Origin of the sequence: Rhodococcus sp. ACS1 (genome assembly GCF_002300155.1) — a bacterium.
In the GTDB taxonomy this organism is placed as follows: domain Bacteria; phylum Actinomycetota; class Actinomycetes; order Mycobacteriales; family Mycobacteriaceae; genus Rhodococcus_F; species Rhodococcus_F koreensis.
On record NZ_NSDZ01000002.1, the window covers coordinates 697,163 to 720,304 of the forward strand.

Sequence of the window (23,142 nt, forward strand, 5' to 3'; positions counted from 1 at the left end):
AAGGTGTTGGGCCTGCCTACGGGCGCCCAATATCGTGCGCGCCGATGTAGTTCAATGGCAGAACATCAGCTTCCCAAGCTGAATACGCGGGTTCGATTCCCGTCATCGGCTCCAGCATTACCGCAGGTAGAGGGCGTTTCCGTTCACGGAAGCGCCCTTCTTGCTTTCCGGTGACGCCGCCGACACGCCGCGAGCGAGACGTACCCAGGCGCACCACTCCGACCGAGGGCATACCAGACCTGTCGGTCGCATCTGCCACAATCGACAGCAAACAGTCCGCAACGTCGACGGAGTACGAACGTGAGCAAGTATGTAGGTTGGATCGGCGCAACAATTCTCGCCCTGGTCGGCATCGGCTTGAGCCTCGCGCCCATCCTGGGCACGACTCCGCGGTGGATCGTGGGATTACTCGGGTTGGTTGTCCTCATCGGAGTTCTTCTGACGTTTCCTTGGCCGTCATCGAACGGACCTAAGCCCATACTCCGGGTCGGACACAACCAGTCTCAAACCGCTGGCGAACACTCCCGACTGATTCAAAGCCGCGATGGTGACATCCACATTGAGGGCGGCATGGGCGACAGTAAGTCATGAAGGACCAACAGCAACAGGCGGGTGACCACTCCACCCTGGTGCAAGGAAATAGCGTCGAACTACACCAACACGGATTAACGCTCGAAGAGGTTCGCCAAGTAGCATCTGACGTCTTCCGCATGAACTATCTCGAATTGACTGCGGACGCTATGAAGGAAGCGCGGAGACTTGCGGACGAATTCGCGGAGATGCTCCTGCTGAGGCTTGAACAGGCCGATACTCACAACGTCGAACAGTTCCGAACGCCTGCAATGCAGTCGGCGGTCTACAGCGCACAGAAGGCGTATGTCGAAACCGCCGATCCACAGCTTGCCGAGGCTCTAGCGGAACTACTTCTCGAGAAATCTGCAACACAAAACCGCTCGATGAAAGGAATTGTCCTCGCTAGTGCGATTGAAACGATTCCCAAACTCACCACCGAACAGATCGCAGCACTATGCGCTTTGGTAATATTAGTGCAAACCGTTAGGTTCAACTGGGAGACGCCCAAAGATGTACTGCTGGGGCTTGACGAACAGCTAACTCCACTCTATGGCAAGATCCCAACTACCAACTCTTCATATCAGTACATGGGTTCGGTTGGAGTCGGATCGCTGGGCCTCGGCAACGAGCCTTATGCGAGCTTGGTATCGAATTATCCTGGCGCCTTCAATCTCGGCTATCCCGAAGGTCAGATACCGGAGCCTCTCACCCCCTTTGCGGACGGTGACCTTTTCCGCCCTGCCCATGATGGATCAGGCCGAAAGTGCATCGCATTCGGGACCGACCAAAACTTGAGGGGCCGATTGGCACCCCAAGCGCAGCATTTGGCCGACGACGTAAAGAATGCCCTTGGCCAAAATCGAATGGAGACCCAGCACATTGAGGAGATCACCGCCGACCTCGCGCCGCCGCTACACAAGTTTCTTGCGCAAATGAAAGAGACATCCGCGACCCAGTTCCAATTAACGACGCTCGGCATCGCTATCGGCCACACACATTGGAAGATTCTAGCGCCTGACTTCGCTCCCGAGCTCGATATTTACCTTCAGTAGGCTCAATCTTCCCTTCGGATCGGCACGACGTTGTCGGTCTGCCGGACCGGGGCACTACTAATTCATAAGACTGCGAGAATGAGGTGTGATGACGCTAGACAAGAAGAGCCGCGTGGAATTGGTGCTCAAGCTCGCCGAAAAGCTGGAATCCCCCGACCTCCGCTGGGACCACGCGAACATCATCCTCAATACATACGGCGTCCGATCCTTAGACGACGATTCCTTCGGACCTTCAACCGCGGAAACGGTCAATACCGCCAGCGATGAGCAGCTGATCGAGCTTGCTCAACACTTCGGACTCGAAACGCCGAACGATGCCCCAGTTGCCGCGGTAACCACCACGGTTAAGAGCGCCCAGCCGCTGTTCGTCTTCGCGTCACACCTCTCAAAGCACAAAGGTCTCGTACACGAGGTCGCCACCGCACTCTCAACGTATGGAATTAACCTATTCGTTGCGCACGACTCAATCACCGTAGATGCCCAATGGCACGACGAAATCGAGAAGGCGCTGAACCTAGCCGATGCTGGTCTTGCCTTCCTGCACGACGGATTCAGGGCGAGCCCTTGGTGCGATCAAGAAGTCGGGTGGCTTCTCGGACGTCATGTTCCGGTGATGGCCTTGAAGTTCGACGCCGACCCCTACGGCCCCTTCGGCAAGCATCAAGCGCAGGTGATCCGGAACGAAACACCAACTATCATCGCGGAAGATGTTGTACAACGAATCCGCACGAAACCCGAGCTTGCCCCCGGACTCGGCGCTTCGTTGGTTGCAGCCCTAGCAATATCTCCAAGCTTCGCCAAGACTGACGCAATTTGGGCGCACCTCCGGGAGTTGCGGACAATGGATCCGAATCAGTGTGCGCAACTCCTCGAAGCGACAAAGGACAATAACCAGGTGCACTGGGCATCGGCCCCGCTCGATGGAGGGCTGCCTTATCCTCGCGTGATCGTGGATTTCCTACGTGCACAGCCCGGTGGCCCGATCATCGCTGCCGACATTGACGCATACTCCGTCTACCTCGATAAGAAGGACACTGAAGCTGCTAAGCGCACGGTAGCTGCTCCACCGCCGAAGGTGTAGTTCCACCGCGTTGTCGGCCTGCCGAGCCGGTGTCGGTTCGGGATGCGATGATCTCGCGCATGAGAGTTGTGGTCTACCTCCTGAGTACGTTTGCCTTCGTCCTCCAGCTCGCTGGTGCTGTCCTAGTCGTACTCGACGTCAAGCAAGCCCAGGACAACGTCACCACGTTCAAGCAGAGGCTCGATGAAGCCAACAGTAAAAAGGAAGAACATCTGCAGCAAATGGCGGCGCAAAGTGGACGCGCCGTCCGGGGATGGCGCGGCGGTTCCATTCACCTGCCGACAATCCCAGAACAGGCTCGCGGGCCGCTCGCCGACCAGATTGGGCCTAGTTCAATGATCGAGCGTCGCGCTCTCACCGAGTTCGTCGCGGCCCAGTACGCGATTAGCAAGGTCCGCCGTTGGTCCGGCGTCGGATTGCTGTTCGCTGGTCTGGCAATAGGATACGTCGCGTCCATGCTCTCGGCGTCATAGAACCGTTTCTCTACGCACGCCTGAACGGCACGACGTTCTCCGCGTGAGTCGTTTCGGCGCCCATTGCTCCGAGCGCGGCCATCGCGTCGGCGTGGTCGTCCTCGAAGAGGTGCGCGTACACGGTGAGCGTGGTGGTGACCTTCGCGTGGCCCATAAACCGCGCAATCTCCAAGGGCGAGATCCCCGCTGCGACACAAAGGCTCGCATACGTGTGTCGGAGGGCGTGGAACTTGAGCGCGGGCGGAAGCCTCACGCCCAGGTCGAGCCGGTTCGCCCGAAGCACCGCAGGCCGGTAGACAGCTTTGTAGAAGGACGGGTGCCGCAACGGCACCGACCAATCCAGCGTCAACCGTTCTTCGGCCTCCACGACGGAGAGCGCGGCCAAGACAACTTCGGCCTTCGGCACGATTCGCTTGCCGTTGGCGTCGGTCGCGCGCTTCCCGGTCGGCTTCGCCGCGACGAGGACCGACGCGGGGAACAGCGGTGCACCCAGCTCATCGCCACGAGGATGGGCTACGAGGTAGTCCCGCAGTATTCCTACGGTCGCGGGCGTCAACGGGACGCGACGGCGCGAGCCTTTGGTCTTGGGGGTGTCGTACGACAGCACCCCGTCGATCACCATCACCGTTCGCTCGACCCGGAGCAACCCCGGCTTCGCGTAAGCGTTCGGGTTGATCGGTGCCGCCGGCAACTCAACGTCGCCTACCTGGAGTCCCGCGAGCTCAGCCGCCCGAAGCCCGGACCACGCCGCGAGGTGGACCATGACGTTGTACGGCCACGGCGTCGCCTCAACCAGGGCCGAAACCTGAGCGGCCGTGAGGAACTGGTCCGGGTCGTCAACCACGCCCGGCGTCCCTCCGTTGGCGCTTCGCTCGCTCGGCAACCGCACGTGGTCGCACGGATTCTCCGCGAGGCGTCCATCCGCGACAGCCTGCGCAAGGACCATCCGGATCACGAAGAACGCGTGGCGAACGGTCGAGGGCTTCTTGCCTGCCTTCGACAGCCCTTCCACCCACTCCGACACGAACGTTCGCTTGATGGCGTTGACTGGGTAGCCGCCGAACGTCCGGTCAATCTCGCTGCCGTCTGCGATCAGGTACTCGTAGCCCGCGCGAGTGCGGGGCTTGAGGTCGTGGCGCGAGTCCAGCCACCGACGCGCCGCCTCTCGGAACCGCAGCTGGCCTGACTTGGGGTCGAAGGTCGCTCCCCGACGCTGGCTATGGTCGACCTCGTTCGCGTAGTCGGTGGACGCCCTCTTGGTCTTGAACCCGCCTTTGGTGCGGTGCTTTCCGTCGGGAGTCCGCCAGCGGACCTGGTAGAAGTGCGATCCATCAGGCCTGGTGAGCTTTCGAACGTTTGCCATTGGTCTACTTCCGTTTGTCGTTGCCGAAGATTGCGGCAATGCCGCCCGAAGTAATGAAGAGAACGATGAAGCCCAGCCACCAAAGCAAGTCGCTCATCACGCCACGCCCTCTCGAGCCAGGACCCGCCGAACGGTCGAGTGCGCCCAACGCGCCCCGCCTCCGGGCGTTGGGATTCGCGCTGCGTCCAGTAGCTCTGCGATGACTTGCGCGCTGTAACCCTCCTCGCGGCGCATCGCGACGATCTCTTCCACGATGCCACTGCTGATCCGCGACGGACGCCCGAGTTGCTGGCCTTGAGCCTTCGCGCGTCGCAGTCCATCACGAGTGCGTTCGCTGATCTTGCGCTTCTCCTCAGCGGCCATCGCGATTCTGATATCCGCGAGGAGTCGCTGGCTCGGGTCTCCACTGTCGGCCCTATCGCAGTCGAGCAGTCGCCACCCGTTCTTGTTGGCTCGCTTGAAGAGTGACGCAGCGTCGAGTTGATCCCGCGTGGCACGGTCGAGAGCGCGCACCAGCAGCGCATCCGCAAGCCCGGACTCAATCGCTGCGATTGCGGTAGCGCGCCCAAACATCTTCTCGGATTGCGACCCGCTCACGACGTCATAGCAGATCGTGAGCAGGTTCAACCCGTTCGCGGCGCAGTACCGTTTCAGCTCGTCCTGCTGTGCCCCGAGGCCGTGCCCCCGCTCGCCTTGAGCGGAGGTCGAAACGCGCACGTAGCCAATTACCCTGAGTCCCTCAGTATTTGAATTCATGGTCGTTCCTCTCGATTCAGTCGGGGAGTTCGCCGTCGATACCGATGGGCGCGCATGGGAGGCAAAACGTTTCGCTCTCGATTCCGCGAGGAGTCGATACCTCGAAGACCACGCCCGAAGCGTCTTCATAGTCCGGACCGCGCAACGTAGTGCCGCACGTAACGCAAACTTCACCCTCTCGGGCGTTCCTAATCACCTTGTACATCTGCACTCTCCCTACACTTTCGAGCGTCGTAAACGTCGGAATCGGTCGATAGCGACGTTTATAGCGCGAATCCGGCCCGAGCGCTACATAGGGTGGTACAAAGCGATTTACCCTACACCCCAGTGCATCTTGGTTCTAAGGGATTGAAGGGGCGTACCCCTCCGATCCCCCGAGGAGGCCCTCAACAATGGGCAGGCTGCGGCTCGGGTGGGTGCAATCTGGGTTCGGGGTCGAAGGTTCGCCCGGCCGTCGCGAGTAGCGCGCCCCGATCCCGCGACAGAGGGCGGGGCAACCAACGCCAGGCGGCGAACCCCTCAGGCGGATTCCGCGAGGAGGGGCGGACTGACCGGGAGCGAAAGAGAACCAAATACGACCGTATTGATTATCTTGTTCCCTACCTTGCACGTAGGGATTACCTCCTCTAGAACCACTCCCACCCGTCTTCCGGTGGCGCTCCAACCCTCGCCCCGAACGTCTCTTCCTTCGGCTTACCAGGCTCACGCTTCTCCGCCATCGCGTCCACTTCCCTCCACGCCTTCGCGTCGCTTAGCGCCTGCTCTCGGCGTGCCTTGTCGAGACGTTGCCGACCAATGTCCTCGTTCCAGCGTTCAGACTTCGTGGCGCGCATCGCTTGCTCTATCCTTTCCTGATGTATGGGTTTGGCCCCAGCCCTTCACGTTCGGGCGGGGCCGGGCGGGCTCGAGTCTTAGTCGTATCCCGCCCGAACCGTCGCGGATCGACGGGTAGTAGTCCCTCCTACGGAGGGGACTAATACTTACCCGTTTTATCGGATAACACTGAATAACACAGATAACACTCAGTACTATCCGTCTTATCGAGTGTTATCCGATAACACTGACTATTACTCGGCCACAGCCTCTTTGGATTCTTCCTCCGCCTCTTCGGTTGCTTGAGCGTTGAACTTGAACGGCAGGACGACCTTCTCTCGCGGATTAACCGAGCCGACCGTGAACAGTTTTGAGTTCCGCGGTCAGTAGCCTCAATCAACCACTCACGGGACACGGCGTACTGACGACCAGCAGCGACAGCCTTGCCCTTGCCGCCGGGCTTGCTGTCCGTCTTCGCCACGCCGAGTGCGTCGTTGATGTCGCCAGCCTTGAACGGCGCTGGTTCTTCGCCCTTCGCGCGGGCCTCGTGCTCGTGGTTGTAGACGGCGTCGTAAACCTTCAAAGCCCACCGCTCGGCTTCGTTCTGGGCCTTGTTGCTGACCGACGACGACTGGTGAAGGTGCCTTCGCGCGGGGTCGTAGTCGAGGGTGAACTGAGGAACCGCCACGTCACGACCCCGAGCGCTGAGGTAGCGGAGGTTGTCGGGTGGGGTTTCGTTGACCTCGCCGCCGTGCGTATACGACCACTTCACGCTCATCCAGTCCTCGAGTCGGTACGCACCCCGCACGCGGATGTCCTGAGCGCCGGAGGAGCTGCTGCCGGAATGGGCAGCGATCACGACCAACGACAGGTCCGCCCTTCGGGCAATCCGGTCGATCGCGTTCGTCCAGGCGCGGGTATCGTCGTTGGAGTTCTCGTCGTGACTGATTGCCGCTCCGTACGGATCCACGACCCATACGGACGACCGGCGGCTCGTGAGCAGATCCACAAGCTCGTCCTCGACGTGCTCCGCCGGCAACGGCAACGGATAGCCCTTCCACGAGTCCACGAAGAGACGGTGTTGGTGGTCCGACGCATCCTCCGCCACGCGCATATCCCGCAGCCAGTTCTTGGCCATGTTCCCTTCCAACTCGAAGTTCGAGTAGGTGATTGAACTCCCTTCAGGGAGATTGATCGCGTAGCGGTCGAGGAACTTGCAGCCCTTCACCATCGCCACGACCAGGTTCATGACCAACGTCGTCTTGCCCGCCTTGGCTTCTGCGACCAGAAGGACGTTCGACCCAACCGGCGCAAGGTCCTCCACCGTGTATTGGACCGGGGGTGTGTCCTCCGCCAGCTCCACGAGGATCTCCCTCGCGCGGGGAGGCGGGGTCCATTTCGACGCGGCGAGACGATGCCGCGCGATCTCCGTCGCCTCCATGCGGAGGAGAGTGGTTGCGACCTCGCCAGCCAACTTTGCTTCGCGGATGCGTTCGAGTTCTTCGTCAGACAAGTACGGTGCCTCAGCCCCGACTGCATCGGGCACGTCGAACTTGTGCCGGTAGCCGCCGTCCGTGGATTGCGACTGCATAGTGCTGGCGGTCATGCTCTTTGTCCGTTCGTGGTGGTGGTGCGAATGACGATGCGGCCGGTCGCGTCGCGTTGAGGCTCCGGGGAGTTCCCCCGGCCCCGCGCCTTCGCGACAGCCCCGACGACAGCCCGATAGAAGTCGCCCAACGCCACGGCTTCCGACCGCGCCTCACCCGGCGCTCGCCCCGCTCTCCGAAGTCGCATGAGCTCGAGGTAGGCGCTCTCAATAACGCCAAGCGCTTTCACGAGCCCGGCCTGGTTCTCGGTGCTCAGCAAGACGACGTACTGCACCCGGTTGCGCATGAGGTTATGCGCGGACGACTCGTCATCCTCACCCGCGACGAAGGAGTGCACCAGAGCAGCACGATCCAGGCAGGCGAGCATCGAACGATGCGGGCCGAGTTCGTGCATCTCTTCAATCGACGCCCCCGCTCCAGGCTGCGCGTTGATCCAAGCGACCGCCTCTTCCATCGACGTCGGCACCGAAGGTCGAAGCGGACCCACCGAACCCCCAAGGGGACGCGCGTTAGAGCGGTCGAGCACATTCACCAATCGAGTCCGGCTGATTCGGTCTGAGCTCGGGAACACCCGCGTCACAACGGGGACCGGGGTCGACTTGCGGTTGACCGAACCGGGGCACCGCAGCACCCGGGAGAGGTCAAACACGTTGTCTACCTGCGCTGAGGGGCGCACCTTCTGGGCTACTTGCTGGACGAGCCCACCCCACCGGGCATACACCTCCCGCCATTCCTGCCGCATCCACTCCGACCCTGAACCGGAAGTCTCGACAATCCGGGCCGTCGCCGAGCGCGGCGAAGCCAAGCGCCAGAATGGTTGCAGACCATGCCCGCTCTCGACCACCGCGACAGGGTTCACCGCAAGAATCCGAGACAAGCGGTCTACTACCTCGCGGCACTCATTGAGGGTATGCAACGAACCTTCCTTGATGTCGAGGTCCGCAAAGACACACTTCACGCGGGTGATGTCTGATTCCGTTCCGCGCCTGCCGCCGCTGACCGACTTCGATACCGGGTTGGCCCCGAACCACACATCCCGGTCCCGCGGCGGTGTCCAGCCGTGGAGATCTGCAACCGTGCGAACGCGGGACGTGAAGCGACCATCGGGCTCCTTCATATTGACGGAGACGCGATCAGACTCGCGGTATCCGAGCACCTCAAGAAGTTCGTACAGTTGGGGGCCTGCTGGTGCGGTTTGGCTTCGACTGGGCCGATCGTTCTTCCGCGAGCGCGTAGAATTCGTCATGAGGGTTCCTCGATCTGGGATAGGGATTCTTCGTCAAACGCAACGCCCCGGCCTCTTACCGGGGCGTTGCATGATTTCGTTCTCACCGATGCTCGTCAGCGGGCCAGCCGGTTCCAAAGTCTTCGCCGTCGTTACCCACAAGACTGATTTCGCAGTCGCCGTGGAAGTCGTTCATGTACTCCCACCAGCAGGTTCCGCAAACGGGGAACAAGTAGGTGACGGAACCGGCAGACACCAGGATTCCGAACGGTATTCCGCTGCAACCACACCAGTGGCACTGAGACGCGAAGTAGTGCATGAGCTGGCGCGCTACGCGTTCGGTCGAGTACCCGAACGGCACAGGAAAGGCGACGACGCTCGGCGACGCTTCGCCGTCCTCCGTCATTGACCACGGCAACTTCGGCGTATACGTCGGAGCGAGAGGATCAACCAGCACAACGCATCGAACACCCACCGGCCCGGTGACCCCGATATCCAGGCCAAGGCGGAAGTCCTCAACGCGGCACGCGTGGTCCATTCCAACTACGTTGAGCGAGTGTCCGTCTGGGTCGTAGTCCAGTCGCTTCCGGCCCGGAAGGTTGCTGTGGAGGTAGTCGATACGCCCGTTCTCCTCAAGCCAACGACTGTCGGGAACCGTGGTGCGGATCTCCTTCGCAAAGTCCAACGCCTCACTCAGTCGCGGATGGAAGCGGACTCCGGGCGAGAAGGTGCTGTACCCCACCAAGGTCGGATTTCGCTTGCGCCCAGCATATTTGTAGACCGGCTTGTCACCCTGCATCGCGGCTTCGATCTGCTCGACCAACGGGCTTTCCGCGTGGATGTCCCGCGAGAGTCCGGAGTACTTACGCAGCAACTCGGCGCGACTCAGCGGGGCGTTCACGCTGCACCGCCCACATTCTCGACCGAGCTACGTCTCTGACGCATGACGTAGTCGTAGAGGTCCTGGCTGCTGTAGTGGACTGCGCCTCCAATCCGAAATGAAGGCATCTCACCGTTCGCGGTCTTCCTCTGAACCTCGTTGTAGCTGACGCGAAGGCTCATCTCGTCCCAGTACCAGTCGACCGCACCTTGCTTCGATCGAATGTTGGGAACGGGCGAAAGTCGCGGGGATAGTGGCGCTTTCGGATTCCGAGGTGCTGCCGTAGCCTGCTTCGCGGCTCGGGACGCGCTAGTCATAGTTCCTCCTGAGGACTTGCCAGGAGGCGGGAATCGCAAAACGCGCACACCTCCCGACGATACTGTCGGTATTGGTGTCCGCGTTTCAGTATTTTGGAAACCCTCCTCGCGAGCCGTTCTCGCGCATCGAGCAGGTTCCCCAGGGTGGCAGGCAGACTACGTCAAGGTCCCTGAGTATTGTGGGGCCGTTGTCTCTCGGCCACCACCGGCGTCATCTACAGTTTCGTATCGCGTCAGCTAGTTTCGTATCGGAGCGAGAACCCGGCGAACCGGACTCGCTACCGAATATAGCCGATCCCCCGGAACCCCGCTACCTTCCCCCGGAGGTCGCTTCCAAGACCCCGATGAACAGCACTTTCCCGAGGTATGATCGAAAAGTCAACGCTCCCTCAAGGTCTGAGACCCGGCAGCTGGCATGGCTCCACGGGCAGGATGCCCACCCGATACCGCGCTGCGCGCGACCGAGTGAACGCATACCTAAACCCATCGGAGATACCCATGACTACCAACCTTCCGTTCTTCAGCGTCTTCGGAGCCGAGCGTGGCACCAATACCCAGGGCGACGTTCTCGTCTCGCAAACTTCGGACGGAACGGACCTGAACGCCGTTTGGGCGGAGTTCCTGGAGACGCTCGACATCTACAACCAGCACCGGACCGCGCTGGCATCGCTCATCAGCTACCAGACCACCCGGCAGATCGACGCCGTGCCTCAGTCGGTAGCGGGAGCACAGTTCGAGGTCGCCTCTGAGTTCGGCGTGCCGCAGGGCAACCGTCTACCGAACGATGTGCTGAAGCTCGGCTACGGGTTCGAGGATTACGACATCGCCAGCCGCTTCACCTGGAAGTACCTTCGCGATGCCGATACGCGGCAGGTTGAGGCTGTCCACGCGTCAGTGCTTGAGGGCGCGAACCGAAAGACCACGACGGCGGTTCTGTCGCGGCTGTTCGATCCGGCGCAAGGCACTACCCCGGAGGGAAACCCCGAGTACGGCCTGTACAGCGGGGATGGATTTCACATCCCGTCCTACCTCGGCGCGGAGTTCGACCCGGATACCGACACGCACTACCTGACTACAGGTTCCGCCGTGCTTGACCCGTCGGATGTCGAGACTCTGCTTGAAAAGGTCTCCGGCAAGGGCTTCAACGCAGACAGTGGGCGCAAGCTCCTCATCCTCGCTCACCCCAACGAAGCGAAGGTCGTCGCGACCTTCCGCGCGGGTGAACCGGGGGCCGACAGCGTCGAAGCCCACTTCGACTTCATCCCGTCTGTCGCGGCCCCGGCGCGGCTGGTGACTGAGCAGATCATCGGTGAGCAGGCTCCGGCGCAATGGAACGGACTTCCCGTTCTCGGATCCTACGGCGACGCCCTCGTGATCGAGAGCCGGTTCATCCCTGCTGGGTATGTCGCGGTCGTTGCGTCGGCTGGCCCGAACGCCGAAGGCAACCCGGTCGGGTTCCGCGTACATGCGAACCCTGACTACCAGGGCCTCCGCATCATCCCCGGCTCGGATCAGCGCTACCCGCTGATCTCCAGCTACTACGCGCTTGGTTTCGGTGTCGGCGTTCGCCACCGGGGCGGCGCAGCCGTCATCAAGGTCACCACGTCCACCAGCTACACCGCTCCGGTGTTCCCGAACTAGGTGGGCGACTGTGGGAATGACCTCTTCAGCCGCGCGGAGTAACGCCGTAGTGGCCAAGCAACTAGCAGCCAAGAACGCCGCTGAGGTTCGACGTCGCGACCGTACACGAGCACAGGTGCCGGATCGGGCGAAGTCGTCGTCTCGTAGCCAGCTTGGAAAGGGGTGAGCCGCGATGCCAACACAGAATCAACGCAACTCGCGCGGTGACACTAGGCCAGCGCCCGGAGCGTCGGAGTTCTCTCACGGTCCAGGCCTGTCCCCCGCAGGCGTCACCCGCTACTGCGGAACGGCTGCCGGCGACACGGTGAGCGAGTCGATGACGGCCGACGCGGTCCGCGCCATCGCGCGACTCCGACGCGGACAGGACGACTGACCCATGGCGAGGCGGCGCGTGTTCAAGCGCGACGCGCTCGGGCGGTTCGCCGCGTCGACACTCAGCGGTGCTGTAGCAGGCAGTGTCGTTGACGACTCGATTTTGGGCCTGACGGCGGGGGCGTTGTTGGGCGCTGCCAGCTATACCGCCCCGTCCAAAGCCGGACGACGGACTACGCCCCATTCTGCGGGTTCGGCGGGCCGGAAGGTAAGGCGTACCCGCGCGACAGGTTCAAGGTCGCGAGGAACACGACGAACACCCCGCAAGAGGGCTACCCGTCGCCGCTAGTCGCGACCGACAACTACACAGAGACTCCCCATCCGTAACGCCCTTTGCGGATGGGGCTTGCAACCCGAAGCGTAGACATGTCCGACTTCGGGTTGATCGTGCGGACGAGCGCTGACATGTCGCCTCGTCGCGGCAAGAACCGATAACACCCCTGGCGTGAACTCCCCCTGTTCCCATCGCCAGGGGTGTTGCGCTGTCCCGGAGACAGACGCCGCGAATACGCCGCCAACGGAGATCAGATCCAGTCCCCCGGACCTCAACCGCAGCACCTTCGGAACGCCCCGGAATATCGCTGTGAACTGCGGCAATGGCACCCGGCGGACGGACAGAATCGCAGGTCGCTCGAACCCACGTTCCCACCCTGAAATAGCTTCCCAAGCTGAATACGCGGGTTCGATTCCCGTCATCGGCTCCACCATCCACAACCCAACCAACCATTCCATCCACCACCATCCTTCACCCCGAAGACGAAGAAGGTGGTCGGGGGCAGCATGCGCCAGGCGGCCCTGCTCGGGCACGAAGAAACCGGCACTGATCACCTCCTCCTGGCCGTCCGCCAACCGCAGGTGACCTCAGACGACAAACCACACTATGCAGAGTTACGCGCGGTTCCCTACCTTGCTCAGCGACGGAGCGCGGCCGCGGAAATAGGAAGCCCCGCCGCCGCAAGGCGGTCACACACATCAGCCGGGGTCCCGGGTGGATTGCGCCAGGCCGCGGCAGTCGCACTGATCGCCTGATGGACCCGCACCCCGTCGAGGTGGAACAGATCCATCACGAACTCGTCCGGATGCTTGGCCTCGACGCCGAACTGCGCCAGATCCGAGTCGGGGAAGTCCCGCAGGTTTGCTGTGACGATGACCTGGGCGCCGGCGCGGATCGCCGCGGCCAGCACATGCCGGTCGTCCTCATCCGGCAGCGTGAGTGCGGGGATAAGTGCCTCGTAGCCGGTGACCAGACAGTCCGGTACTGCCCGGTTCATCAGCTCCCGCAGCTTCGTCAACGTCGCTGCCGGGATGTCCGGGCGATCCTCCGCCAAGTTCTCGAATGTCTCGTCGAGGATGCGATCCGTCCACCGGGCATGTACCAGACCGGTCTGCGCGAGCCGGATCAGCACGTCGCGTAAAACATTTGGGTACAGCACATTCGCGTCGTACAGCACGGTGAAGGTCACGTCAGTACAGCCCGAGGTCTTCCGTCAGGGCTGCCAACTCGTCCGCGGCGGCACGCGAGGTCCCCAGCTGCGTCCGCTGGTAGGCAAGCAGAGAGGATGCCAGGATCCGGCGATGGCGGCCGACCATCCGGTACTCGATGTTCCCCTCGTCGAGGAGCTTGATCACATGCGGCCGCGAGACATTGAGCATCTGCGCGGCCTGCTGGGTCGTCAGCTCCGCGTGCGCCGGGACGACGGTGACCCCCTGCCCGGCAGCCATATTCGCCAAGACCTCACGGATCAGATCGAGCGCTGCACGAGGAAGATGCACCGACTCCGAAGTTCCGGCCACGGTCACATCGAGGGTCTCCCCCGCCGGATCGACATCACGAAGCAACTGCAGTGCCTGGCGGGCCTGCTCCTGTTCGACAACGGTCGGCCGCTCATGTGCTGCGGACATCACACACCTCCTAAACGAAATATACGCATCAAACGAAATAACCGCAACGGCGGCCGGGCACCGTCGGCGATACCGCCCCTTCCTCCAGGATCGCCCCACGAGGATGCTTGGTCGTCTCCGCCGCATCCGGGCCCGGGCTACCGGCCACATCGTGCAACGCGATGATCGGATCGACACGCGCCGTCGGTTGTGCCGCGGCCGCGGCACAACCGGAGTCCACGCTGTTGATAACGGTGCCGGAGGACCGGACCGGATTGCCGTTGCAGGAGCCCCACTCTCCTACCATCCCTGTTTGGCCACGCTGATCACTGTTGTCGACGGCGACCTCGGTCAGATCGCCGTCCTCGAGCTCCTGCAACGGGGTTCGGCCGTCGAGGATGTCGGACGGGGTGCGCCACCAGGACGTGACTCCTTTGGCCCGCGACACCCAGTCCTCTGCCCGCGAAGATCTCGTCGTCAGCGGCACCAGGATTGTTCATCCACAATCAACACCGGAGTCGAAGGCAGAATCAGCGCCCTCAAACGTGGATACGGCTGGGACCGCACCCGCATCGACAGCACCGAAGGCGCCCAAATCTGGGTCGGCCACGGGGTCCTGGCGCACAACCTGGTCAAGATCAGCACCCTGGCAGCGTGAAGGACGCGGATCGGGGGGCTTGCGGCCAACCCAATCCTGACCGGCCGAGAACAGCCGAATCATGCTCACCAGGGCCCCCGTTTTTCAGGTCGAAGTAGCTAGACAGTTGCCCAACGCGACCTTGGAGATGGTGGATGCCGCGCACATGATCTTCGCCGAGGCCAGCGGAACCGTGGCAACAGGTGGTTCGGGCGGCTCGACAAGCAATTTCCCGTCGGCGGCTGACGACTGAATTCGATATCACCCGGGCGCAGAGAAGCACCCTTCACTGGTGGATGTTGCCGGCTGAGGGCCGCACCAGGTAACGGCCGCCTGGCTGCGAGCACTACGCGGAAAACCCGTCCGACTCGCCGCTGGTAGTGCTGCTCACGGACTCCAGGCGGGCCACGCAACGACCTCGCCCCGTCGTCCGTGCGGACTATCCTGGGGGAAGCGTCTCAGAGGTGGTGACGGCCGATGGCGGACGACCCGGGGGCCACACAGCGCGAGCCGGACATCGCGGTCGAGTTGGCCGTCGCCGGCTTCGACGAGGCTGAGGAGATCGGACGCGGGGGTTTCGGGATCGTCTACCGCTGCCTTCAGGAGGATCTCGACCGCACGGTGGCCGTGAAGGTCCTCACCACGGACCTCGATCCCGAGAACCTCGCGCGTTTCGTGCGCGAACAGCGGGCGATGGGCCGGATGTCCGGACACCCGAACATCGTCGACCTCTACCAGGTCGGCGTTACCCGAAGAGGGCGTCCCTTCCTGGTGATGCCATACCACTCGCACGGATCCCTGGAAGCGCAGATTCGCCGGGCCGGGCCGATCGGGTGGGAGCAGGTGCTCCGGCTCGGGATCAAGATCGCCGGGGCGCTCGAGACCGCCCACCGCAGCGGCACGCTGCACCGGGACGTCAAGCCCGCGAACATCCTGCTGACCGACTACGACGAGCCGCAACTCACCGACTTCGGGATCGCGCGGATCTCGGGCGGGTTCGAGACCACGGCGGGCTCGATCACGGGCTCGCCGGCCTTCACCGCACCCGAGGTACTCGAAGGTCGGCCACCGACCACCGCCTCGGATGTGTACAGCCTGGGGTCGACGATGTTCTGTGCGCTCACCGGACATGCCGCGTTCGAGCGGCACAGCGGCGAGCAGGTGATCGCCCAGTTCCTGCGGATCTCCACGCAGCCCGTCCCTGACCTGCGCGACGCCGATGTCCCCGACGACGTCTGCAACGCCGTGGAACAGGCGATGTCCCGCGCCGTGGAAGAGCGGCCGGGCAGTGCGGCCGAGTTCGGGAACGAGCTTCGTGCCACCCAGCGCCGCAACGGGATCGTCGTCGACGATCTGCATGTTCCCGCCGTGCGTGCCGGTGATCCTCGCTCCACCCGCGGCGCGGGGATGGAGCATGCCGCGCAGCGGCCTCCGCGGGTGTACCCCATGTCGTCACCACGCACACCGCCGGTGCCGGTGACCAAATTCCGTCCGCCCACCACTACCCGGCAGTTGGTGCGCCGTGATCGGCTCCTCGCCATGTTGCGGACTGCCGGGGAGCGTCGGTTGGTCTTGGTTCACGCACCTGCGGGATTCGGGAAGAGCAGCCTCGTCGCGCAGTGGCGCGACGAACTGGTCGCCGACGGAATCACCGTCGCCTGGCTGACGGTCGACCGCGACGACAACAATGGCGCGTGGTTCCTCTCGCACCTGGTGGAGGCGATCCGGTTGGTCCGCCCGGGGGTGGTTGGCGAGCTTGGGCAGGCACTCGAGGAGCACGGGCAGGCGGTGGAGCGGTTCGTGGTGACCTCGCTGATCAACCGGCTCCACGACAGTGGGGAGCCCCTCGTGGTCGTGATCGACGACTGGCATCGGGTGACCGCCGCGGAGCCGATCGCAACGGTGGAGTTCCTGCTCGACAACGGTTGTCATCACCTGCGGATCGTGGTGGCCAGCCGCAGCCGGTCTAATCTGCCGTTGAGCCGAATGCGGGTGCACGACGAGCTGCGGGAGGTCGGTCCCGAGGATTTGAGTTTCGATTTCCCCGAATCCCGCCGCTTCTTCGGTGGTCCGGGGCAGGTCGCGCTGACCGATTCCGAGGTCGAGGAGCTGCGGGCGTCGACGGACGGCTGGGTCGCGGCGCTGCAGCTGGCGTCACTGTCGCTGAGGGAGGCCGGTGACGCGGCGGGCCTGGTCGAACAGTTCCGTGCCGGAAACGACACCCTGGGTGAGTATCTCGCCGAGAACGTGCTCGACGCCCTCGAGCCCGATGTGCTCGATTTCGTCCTCGTCACCGCGATCCCGGACCGGGTGTGCGGCGACCTGGCGTCCGCGTTGGCCGAGGTCCCCGACGGTGCGGTCCGCCTCGAGCGTGTCGTCGCCCGTGATCTGTTCCTGGACCGCACGGGCGACGACCGCCGGTGGTACCGCTATCACAACCTGTTCGCGCAGGTGCTCCGGCAGCGGCTCGAACGGGATCATCCGGGCCGGATTGCGCAGTTGCACCGCACGGCGTCCGCGTGGTTCCGGGAGCGGCACATGCTCGGTGAGGCCCTCGACCATCTTCTCGCCGCCGATGACCGGCAAGGGGCGCTGGATCTGCTCGAGCACGACGACCTGTATCTGCTCGATCGGTCGCAGATGTCGACGCTGCTCGGCTTGATCGCGAAGTTGCCGGCGGATCTGGTGCTGTCGAGTCCGCGACTGCACTTGACGATCGGATGGGCGAATGCCGAGCTGCAGCGTATCGACGTCGCCGTCGAGGCTCGGCGGCACGCGCTCGAGCTGCTCGATCTCCTTGACCTCCCCACCGACGTGCGCTCGCGGATGCGGGTGGAAGCCGATGTTCTCCAAGCGAATATCGACGCCACCACGGACCGGGTCGCTGGGATCACGGACTTGGTCGCCGAATGCCTGGCCAACCCGGCGGGGCAACATCCGTTCGTGGTGTCGATGGCCGCACTGCTTGTCACTATCGCCGACACATACGAGTTCCGCTTTCGGGATGCCTATCGCCGACAGACCTGGGCAGCTCCGTACCACAGCAGAACGACTGGTCCGTACACTGTTGCCTACGGGTATTGCTTTGCCGGTATGGCGAAAGCGGAACAACTGGACCTGACCGGTGCAGCGGAGTTGTACCGCAGGGCCTTTCAACTTGTCCGCGATGCCGGAAACACGCAATCTCAGCACGCCCGGCTCACCCGTGCTCTGCTCGCCGAGATGTTGTACGAGCAGAACCGTCTCGCCGAGGCCGACGAGTTGCTCAGCGAGACGTTCGACCCGGCCGCGCTCGGTGGCGCTCCGGATTTCATGATTCGCCACTATTGTCTGCGCGCGCGAATCCTCTGTGCCCGCGGTGACCGTATCGGCGCGGCGAAGGAGCTCGACGAGGGTGTCGGGACCGCAGCCCGGTTCTCGCTTCCGCGGCTGCGGGCGGCCGTCGACACCGAACGTATCCGGCTCGGTCTTCCGCCGCGCCCTGGATTCGTCGCTGTCACCCGCAACTCGCATTCGGAACCGGTCGACGGAATCGAGCAGATTACCGCGCAGCTCGAGGACGAGACGGCCATCCTGCTGCTGGTGCGCACCGGTGAGCCAACGGCGAGCCGGCTCGCCTGCCAGTGGGCGGAGGACTGGGTGGGTGCGCTCGCCGGGACCGGACGTGAACTGGCGCGGCTGTACGCCATGCGCCTGCTGGCCTCGTGTCTGTGGGCGGCCGGGCGCGCCGACGACGCCGAGGCGGCGCTGGTTCCCGTCGTGGTCGAGTGCGCCCGGCACGAACTGGTCCGATTCCTCGCGGACGGCGGCACAGACGTTGTCGCCGCCACCGCCTCTTTGCGTACCCACCTGGCAGAGCCGAAAGGGGCCGACCTCTACCCCGGCCTGTCCGGCGCGTTCCTCGACACCGCGCTTGCCGCTGCCGCTGAGGTTCACTGACACCGTTTGCGCGGCAGAGGGCAGATTTCCGTTTCCTTGTTCGGCAGTCACGCATCGGCTAGCGCGAAACCGACTCCCCGAACGGTCTGCAGTGCGTGGGACGCACCGATGCTGCCGAGCTTTCGGCGCAGCGACCAGATGTGCGCGTTGAGGACGTTCGTCGTCGTCTCCTCGGCGATGCCCCACACCAACATCAGGAGGTGACGACGGGGGACGACCCTTCCTTCGCTGTCGGCCAGCACTGCCAACAGATCGAATTCGGTCGGGGTCAGGGCCGTGTGAAGGCCCAGGCGTTCGACGATGTTGCACTCCCGCTGCAGGACCAGTCCCTTGGTTCTGCCAACCGGGCGTTGTGGGGCTCGTTGCATTCGCCGGAGGATTGCCCGAGTCCAGGCGACCAGTTCTCTCGTGGTCAGGGAGGCATCGAGGACGTGATCGGCCCCCGAATCGAAGAAGGCGACGCGGTCGTCGACCGTCTCGACACTGCCGACGACGACGATGGCGGCGTTCACCCGTGTGGCCCTGAGAGCCTGCACGGTGCCGATTCCTTCCCTGCGGTGTGATTGCACTCGGATGACCACCACGCCGGGGCACAACCCGCTGGCGCGGAGTTGGTCGACGACGCCGTAATCGACGGTTGAATCGACCAGGAGAACACATGTGGGAACTCCGGCAGTGGACGATCTCATCGGCTTCCTGATCGGCTCGCCGGACCGTTCGGCCGCACGCCGCCACCCTTGCTCGGGGCTCGCGGCCACCGCCGGCGATCTTGCGTCCTCACGTCGTCTGCCGATACCTTTCGGCTCGCTCTCCTGCACTCTCAGCGGTTCCGACCCGCTCCCTCAGAAGCCTCAGGGCCCTCCGTTCGCTGCCCCGTCTCCGACCAGCGCCGTGGCGCCGGCCTTCCTCGCCCCCCTCTTTCCCGTGACGAAGCGGCGGAGATGTTCGAGGGCATGCGGCTCGTTCCGCCACAGCACTTCTGGATGCCACTGCACCGCGACGAGGCGATCGGACGCGATCTCGAAGGCCTCTACGAGACCGTCGTCGGTGTAGGCGACCGCTCGCGCCGACGGCGCCAGGGTCTTGATGCCCTGATGGTGCTGACTGTTGACGGGGACGATCCCGTCGATCCCCATCCAGTCGGCGAGGAGGGTGTCCGCTTCCACCTGCACCGAGTGCAGGCTGTCGATCAGGGCTTCTCGCTGTGCCAGTGCCCGGTGCGCCCGACCCAGTCCCGGGCCAGATCAGCATAGAGCGTGCCGCCGAGCGCGACATTGGCCAACTGCGCTCCGCGACAGATGGCGAGGATGGGAATTCCACGCGCACGAGCGATCTCGAGTGCGGCGAGTTCGTTCGTATCTCGATGGGGATTGATCTTCTGGATACGCGGGTCGTCGAGTGAGCCGCCGTACAGGGAAGGGTCGACGTCCACTCCCCCGCTGATGAGCAGACCGTCGACAGACTCGAGAATCGCGGCAAGGTCGGTTCGCGGTTTACCGCAATCGACGGCGACCGGTGCTGCGCCGGCGACGACGATGCCGCGGAACATCTCCTTCCAGTGGACGAACCCGGGCAGTTCGTCGAAGTCGAGCGTGACTGCGATGACAGGGATCTCTGTGCTCATCGACATTCCTCCTTCTGCACTGCCTGTGCAGGATCGATTTACCCGCGACTACCCGATGTGCAGCTCAGAAGACCGACCAGCCGGCCAACCGGGCGAACTCCTCGATCGCCGCCACTCCACCGGCGGAGTTGCCGTCGGTGTCGAGCGGCGGGCTCCACACGCAGACGGTGCCTAACCCCGGCATGATGGCGAGGACGCCACCGCCGATGCCGCTCTTGGCGGGCAGGCCGATCCGGTATGCGACGTCGCCGGCCGCGCCGTACATGCCGGACATCAGCAGAACCGCGTTGACCCGGCGGACGGATCCGCTGTCGAGGACGGTCGCGTCGGCCGAGCGGTCGGCCAGGAAGAGCGCCGACTTCGCGACCGTTTCCACGGACGCGGCGATCGCACACTGGGCGAAGTACTGCGTGAGTACTCGATCTATCCCGTTGACGAGTTTGCCGTGCTCGGCGAGGACGTGCGCGATGGCCGCGTTGCGGTGGTCGGCGACAGTCTCCGAGAGCGCAACGCGACCGTCGGAGTTGATCACCGCGGTACCGGAGGTCGAGGCCAGGAGATCGATGGTGGCACCCACCGCGTCCCCGGTGAGTTCGATCAGCCGGTCGGTGACCACCAGGGCGCCCGGATTGACGAAGGGGTTGCGTGGTCGGCCGAGGTTGCGTTCGAGCTCGGCCACCGAGCCGTAGCCGGAGTCGGTCGGCCCCCATCCGATGTGGTCCCACACCGCGGGGTTGCGTTGCAGGAGTGCACACAGGGCGAAGAGCTTGGAGAGGCTCTGGATCGAAAACGGTTCGGTTCCGTCCCCAGCGGTGAGCACGCAGCCGTCCACGGTCGCCACGGCCATGCCGAACTTCGTCGGTGGCACCGAGCTGAGCGCCGGTACCTGGGTCGAGACGTGCCCGGCCACCGCGGCGGCGCGACCGTGCTCGGCAGCGATGTCGAGATACTCCTGGAGCTGATCGATGCGCGTCTCGAGTCGCGCGAGATGAACGGAGATTTCGCACCTCGGATTTCACTGGGGCACAACGGCGTAAAGAGCGAACCCTTTTTGGACGGCACGTGTGGCGATCTGGCGCCTGATACGGCAGCCGAGCCGTGCGCACAAAAACCGATCCCGTGACCAACCGGTGGCCACAGGACTGACAAGACGACACTAAACGCACTAATAGAACTAGTCAATAGACCATTTCTCTGATCGGCGGCCGGCCGGGACGCGCGTGCGTCGACGATGTTTCGGCCAGAAGAAAAATGTGTCTCAAACCACTTTTTCTGGTCTACTGGTCTTGTCTTTAGGCCTTTTACGGTCTTAGGCTCATCGAGCAGACAAAGCGAAAGGTAGATCCCGCATGATCGCCAACTCACACCCCCCAGAGGGCCCCTCCCCCACCGGCCCCGCCGCCGACCCCGCTCAACTCAAACGTGGTGCGATCGGTCTTGTCGGTGTCGTCTTCATGGTAGTGGCGTTCTCGGCGCCGATCACCGCGATGACCGGCAATCTGCCCGTCGCGGTCGGATTCGGCAACGGCATCGGGGCACCGGCGGGCTTCATCATCGCCACCGTGGTGCTGACGATCTTCAGCGTCGGATTCGTGGCGTTGGCCAAGCACATCACCGCGGCGGGCGCCTTCTACACGTTCGTCTCCCGCGGGTGGTCGAAAATTCCCGGCCTGGCAGCGGGCGTGATGTCGATGGCGACCTACATGATCATGGAAGCCGGTCTCGTCGGGATCTTCTCCGCGTTCGCCAAGCAGGCGGTCGGTTCCCAGTTCGGCCTCGATCTGCCGTGGGAGCTGTATGGATTCGGTTGTGTGGCGGTGATCGCGGTCCTGTCGCACAAGGACATCTCGGTCGCCGCCAAGGTCCTCGGTGTGGTGCTGGTCTGTGAGATCGGGATGCTGACGATCACCGCTGTTAGGTCCTTGAGCACCGGTGGACCCGACGGCATCATCTGGTCCTCCCTCAATCCCGCCAGCGCACTGAGCACGAACGGAGTTGCCGGAGGGGTAGTCGGGTTGGGCCTGTTGATGGCGTTCTGGTCCTGGGTCGGGTTCGAATCGACCGCCATCTACGGCGAGGAATCCAAGGACCCGAAGAAGATCGTCCCGCGAGCGACGATGATTGCCGTCGTCGGCATCGGCGTCTTCTATACCTTCATCTCCTGGGGCGTGGTCACCGGTAACGGTGCACATCAAGCCGTCGAACGCGCCTCCGGACCCAATCCCTTCGAGCTGCTGTATGCACCGACACGCGAGTACGTCGGCGCGTGGGGTGTGACGGTCTTCGAATGGCTCGTCCTCGGCGGGTCCTTCGCCTGCGCTCTGGCCATCCACAACTCCGCTGCGCGGTATCTGTTCGCGTTCGGCCGCGACGGGCTGCTGTGGCGCCGGCTCGGTGAGGCTCACCCGAAGCATGCCTCGCCGTGGATCGCTTCGCTCACCCAGAGCATCTTCGCCGCGCTCATCCTGGTGCTCTGCTCACTGACCAACTCCGATCCCTACGCCGTGCTCTTCGTGCTGGTCGGTGTCCTGGCGACGCTGTGCCTGCTGATCGTGCAGACGATGTGTTCGATTTCGGTCATCGTCTACTTCCACGTCCGCAAGCAGCACCCGGAAACCGCGAACTGGTGGCGCACGCTGGTGAGCCCGATCATCGGTGGCCTCGGCATGGTGTTCGTGATCTATCTGATGGCGACCAACATGAAGGCGGCAGCCGGATCGGCATCGGACTCGCTGTTCTTCAAGGCGATCCCGTGGATCGTGGTCGGTTTGTTCTTCGGCTCGATGGCACTGGCTCTGTACTGGCGCACCAAGAAGCCGCACCTGTACGCGCGGATCGGCAGCACCGTCTTCGACGACGAACCCGACCGCTCCTTTCTGACCGAGCCGGCACCCGAGCCCGCCTGATC

General features: G+C 63.5%; 19 protein-coding genes, 1 tRNA gene and 2 pseudogenes. 10 read left to right on the top strand and 12 right to left on the bottom strand.

The window, feature by feature from the left end; all coding sequences use genetic code 11:
* Positions 1 to 40 precede the first annotated feature (40 nt).
* The 4 genes from CJ179_RS10390 (at position 41) to CJ179_RS10405 (ending at position 3,179) form a co-directional block, all read left to right on the top strand.
* Positions 41 to 114, top strand: a tRNA-Gly gene (locus tag CJ179_RS10390).
* A gap of 473 nt (positions 115 to 587) precedes the next feature.
* The gene (locus CJ179_RS10395) at positions 588 to 1,625 is read left to right on the top strand and encodes an LPO_1073/Vpar_1526 family protein (RefSeq protein WP_095861381.1); all 1,038 of its coding nucleotides are present in this window, start codon (positions 588 to 590) and stop codon (positions 1,623 to 1,625) included.
* 88 nt (positions 1,626 to 1,713) lie between these two features.
* Positions 1,714 to 2,706, top strand: a complete 993-nt coding sequence (locus CJ179_RS10400) for a toll/interleukin-1 receptor domain-containing protein (protein ID WP_095861382.1) — start codon at positions 1,714 to 1,716, stop codon at positions 2,704 to 2,706.
* 59 nt (positions 2,707 to 2,765) lie between these two features.
* On the top strand, positions 2,766 to 3,179 hold the full coding sequence (locus CJ179_RS10405; protein ID WP_143548881.1) for a hypothetical protein: 414 nt from the start codon (positions 2,766 to 2,768) through the stop codon (positions 3,177 to 3,179).
* Positions 3,180 to 3,189: 10 nt separating this feature from the next.
* Here the strand turns inward: CJ179_RS10405 and CJ179_RS10410 are convergent, their stop codons facing one another.
* From CJ179_RS10410 to CJ179_RS10440, 6 genes are all read right to left on the bottom strand, one after another.
* On the bottom strand, positions 3,190 to 4,542 hold the full coding sequence (locus tag CJ179_RS10410) for a tyrosine-type recombinase/integrase (protein ID WP_095861384.1): 1,353 nt from the start codon (positions 4,540 to 4,542) through the stop codon (positions 3,190 to 3,192).
* 96 nt (positions 4,543 to 4,638) lie between these two features.
* Positions 4,639 to 5,298: a recombinase family protein gene (locus CJ179_RS10415; RefSeq protein WP_095861385.1), complete on the bottom strand. Its 660-nt coding sequence runs from the start codon at positions 5,296 to 5,298 to the stop codon at positions 4,639 to 4,641.
* 626 nt (positions 5,299 to 5,924) lie between these two features.
* Entirely contained in the window at positions 5,925 to 6,131 is a 207-nt protein-coding gene (locus CJ179_RS10425) for a hypothetical protein (protein WP_095861387.1), read from the bottom strand.
* A 140-nt stretch (positions 6,132 to 6,271) separates the two neighbouring features.
* Positions 6,272 to 7,717 carry an AAA family ATPase gene (locus CJ179_RS10430; protein WP_095861388.1) on the bottom strand — a complete coding sequence of 482 codons (1,446 nt, stop codon included), beginning with the start codon at positions 7,715 to 7,717 and terminating at the stop codon, positions 6,272 to 6,274.
* Entirely contained in the window at positions 7,714 to 8,964 is a 1,251-nt protein-coding gene (locus tag CJ179_RS10435; protein ID WP_143548882.1) for a hypothetical protein, read from the bottom strand. Before CJ179_RS10435 ends, CJ179_RS10430 begins: the two co-directional genes overlap by 4 nt.
* 82 nt (positions 8,965 to 9,046) lie before the next feature.
* Positions 9,047 to 9,844: a hypothetical protein gene (locus CJ179_RS10440; protein WP_095861390.1), complete on the bottom strand. Its 798-nt coding sequence runs from the start codon at positions 9,842 to 9,844 to the stop codon at positions 9,047 to 9,049.
* Positions 9,845 to 10,638: 794 nt separating this feature from the next.
* On the opposite strand from CJ179_RS10440, the gene CJ179_RS10445 reads away from it, so the two are divergent.
* The gene (locus tag CJ179_RS10445; RefSeq protein WP_095861391.1) at positions 10,639 to 11,781 is read left to right on the top strand and encodes a hypothetical protein; all 1,143 of its coding nucleotides are present in this window, start codon (positions 10,639 to 10,641) and stop codon (positions 11,779 to 11,781) included.
* Between the two features lie 1,283 nt (positions 11,782 to 13,064).
* Here the strand turns inward: CJ179_RS10445 and CJ179_RS10455 are convergent.
* From CJ179_RS10455 to CJ179_RS51325, 3 genes are read right to left on the bottom strand one after another with little or no spacing between them, the layout of a single operon-like run.
* The gene (locus CJ179_RS10455) at positions 13,065 to 13,616 is read right to left on the bottom strand and encodes a PIN domain-containing protein (RefSeq protein ID WP_095861392.1); all 552 of its coding nucleotides are present in this window, start codon (positions 13,614 to 13,616) and stop codon (positions 13,065 to 13,067) included.
* A 1-nt stretch (position 13,617) separates the two neighbouring features.
* Entirely contained in the window at positions 13,618 to 14,055 is a 438-nt protein-coding gene (locus CJ179_RS10460) for a helix-turn-helix domain-containing protein (protein WP_095861393.1), read from the bottom strand.
* Between the two features lie 28 nt (positions 14,056 to 14,083).
* On the bottom strand, positions 14,084 to 14,521 hold the full coding sequence (locus tag CJ179_RS51325; protein WP_179377538.1) for a hypothetical protein: 438 nt from the start codon (positions 14,519 to 14,521) through the stop codon (positions 14,084 to 14,086).
* A gap of 24 nt (positions 14,522 to 14,545) precedes the next feature.
* Here CJ179_RS51325 and CJ179_RS10470 point away from each other — a divergent pair.
* From CJ179_RS10470 to CJ179_RS10475, 3 genes and pseudogenes are all read left to right on the top strand, one after another.
* Positions 14,546 to 14,692 (top strand): annotated as a pseudogene (locus CJ179_RS10470) (ISNCY family transposase); the annotation flags it as partial.
* 61 nt (positions 14,693 to 14,753) lie between these two features.
* On the top strand, positions 14,754 to 14,924 hold the full coding sequence (locus CJ179_RS52140) for a hypothetical protein (RefSeq protein ID WP_218834804.1): 171 nt from the start codon (positions 14,754 to 14,756) through the stop codon (positions 14,922 to 14,924).
* A gap of 224 nt (positions 14,925 to 15,148) precedes the next feature.
* Positions 15,149 to 18,610, top strand: coding sequence for a serine/threonine-protein kinase (locus CJ179_RS10475; RefSeq protein WP_095861395.1), 3,462 nt, complete (start codon positions 15,149 to 15,151; stop codon positions 18,608 to 18,610).
* Between the two features lie 47 nt (positions 18,611 to 18,657).
* Here CJ179_RS10475 and CJ179_RS10480 read toward each other — a convergent pair whose 3' ends face one another.
* The 3 genes and pseudogenes from CJ179_RS10480 to glsA all read right to left on the bottom strand — a co-directional run bounded on the left by CJ179_RS10480 (position 18,658) and on the right by glsA (position 21,144).
* A complete protein-coding gene (locus CJ179_RS10480; protein ID WP_143548883.1) occupies positions 18,658 to 19,299 on the bottom strand; it encodes a response regulator transcription factor in 642 nt (213 codons plus the stop codon).
* Positions 19,300 to 19,461: 162 nt separating this feature from the next.
* A pseudogene (locus CJ179_RS53975) lies at positions 19,462 to 20,240 on the bottom strand (gamma-glutamyl-gamma-aminobutyrate hydrolase family protein).
* A 58-nt stretch (positions 20,241 to 20,298) separates the two neighbouring features.
* Positions 20,299 to 21,144, bottom strand: a complete 846-nt coding sequence (gene glsA, locus CJ179_RS10495) for a glutaminase A (protein WP_241031500.1) — start codon at positions 21,142 to 21,144, stop codon at positions 20,299 to 20,301.
* Between glsA and CJ179_RS50540 the strand changes: the two genes are divergently transcribed.
* Both CJ179_RS50540 and CJ179_RS10500 read left to right on the top strand, forming a co-directional pair.
* On the top strand, positions 21,133 to 21,357 hold the full coding sequence (locus CJ179_RS50540) for a hypothetical protein (RefSeq protein ID WP_143051402.1): 225 nt from the start codon (positions 21,133 to 21,135) through the stop codon (positions 21,355 to 21,357). The two genes, glsA and CJ179_RS50540, sit on opposite strands and share 12 nt — an antisense overlap.
* A 226-nt stretch (positions 21,358 to 21,583) precedes the next feature.
* Entirely contained in the window at positions 21,584 to 23,140 is a 1,557-nt protein-coding gene (locus CJ179_RS10500) for an APC family permease (RefSeq protein ID WP_095861400.1), read from the top strand.
* The last annotated feature ends 2 nt before the right edge of the window (positions 23,141 to 23,142 follow it).

Bases quoted from the DNA above. Each gene is read 5' to 3' on its own strand.
- CJ179_RS10395 (WP_095861381.1), top strand. From the start codon at position 588: ATGAAGGACCAACAGCAACAGGCGGGTGACCACTCCACCCTGGTGCAA.
- CJ179_RS10400 (WP_095861382.1), top strand. From the start codon at position 1,714: ATGACGCTAGACAAGAAGAGCCGCGTGGAATTGGTGCTCAAGCTCGCC.
- CJ179_RS10405 (WP_143548881.1), top strand. From the start codon at position 2,766: ATGAGAGTTGTGGTCTACCTCCTGAGTACGTTTGCCTTCGTCCTCCAG.
- CJ179_RS10410 (WP_095861384.1), bottom strand. From the start codon at position 4,542: ATGGCAAACGTTCGAAAGCTCACCAGGCCTGATGGATCGCACTTCTAC.
- CJ179_RS10415 (WP_095861385.1), bottom strand. From the start codon at position 5,298: ATGAATTCAAATACTGAGGGACTCAGGGTAATTGGCTACGTGCGCGTT.
- CJ179_RS10425 (WP_095861387.1), bottom strand. From the start codon at position 6,131: ATGCGCGCCACGAAGTCTGAACGCTGGAACGAGGACATTGGTCGGCAA.
- CJ179_RS10430 (WP_095861388.1), bottom strand. From the start codon at position 7,717: ATGACCGCCAGCACTATGCAGTCGCAATCCACGGACGGCGGCTACCGG.
- CJ179_RS10435 (WP_143548882.1), bottom strand. From the start codon at position 8,964: ATGACGAATTCTACGCGCTCGCGGAAGAACGATCGGCCCAGTCGAAGC.
- CJ179_RS10445 (WP_095861391.1), top strand. From the start codon at position 10,639: ATGACTACCAACCTTCCGTTCTTCAGCGTCTTCGGAGCCGAGCGTGGC.
- CJ179_RS10460 (WP_095861393.1), bottom strand. From the start codon at position 14,055: ATGTCCGCAGCACATGAGCGGCCGACCGTTGTCGAACAGGAGCAGGCC.
- CJ179_RS52140 (WP_218834804.1), top strand. From the start codon at position 14,754: ATGCTCACCAGGGCCCCCGTTTTTCAGGTCGAAGTAGCTAGACAGTTG.
- CJ179_RS10475 (WP_095861395.1), top strand. From the start codon at position 15,149: ATGGCGGACGACCCGGGGGCCACACAGCGCGAGCCGGACATCGCGGTC.
- CJ179_RS10480 (WP_143548883.1), bottom strand. From the start codon at position 19,299: ATGAGATCGTCCACTGCCGGAGTTCCCACATGTGTTCTCCTGGTCGAT.
- CJ179_RS10500 (WP_095861400.1), top strand. From the start codon at position 21,584: ATGATCGCCAACTCACACCCCCCAGAGGGCCCCTCCCCCACCGGCCCC.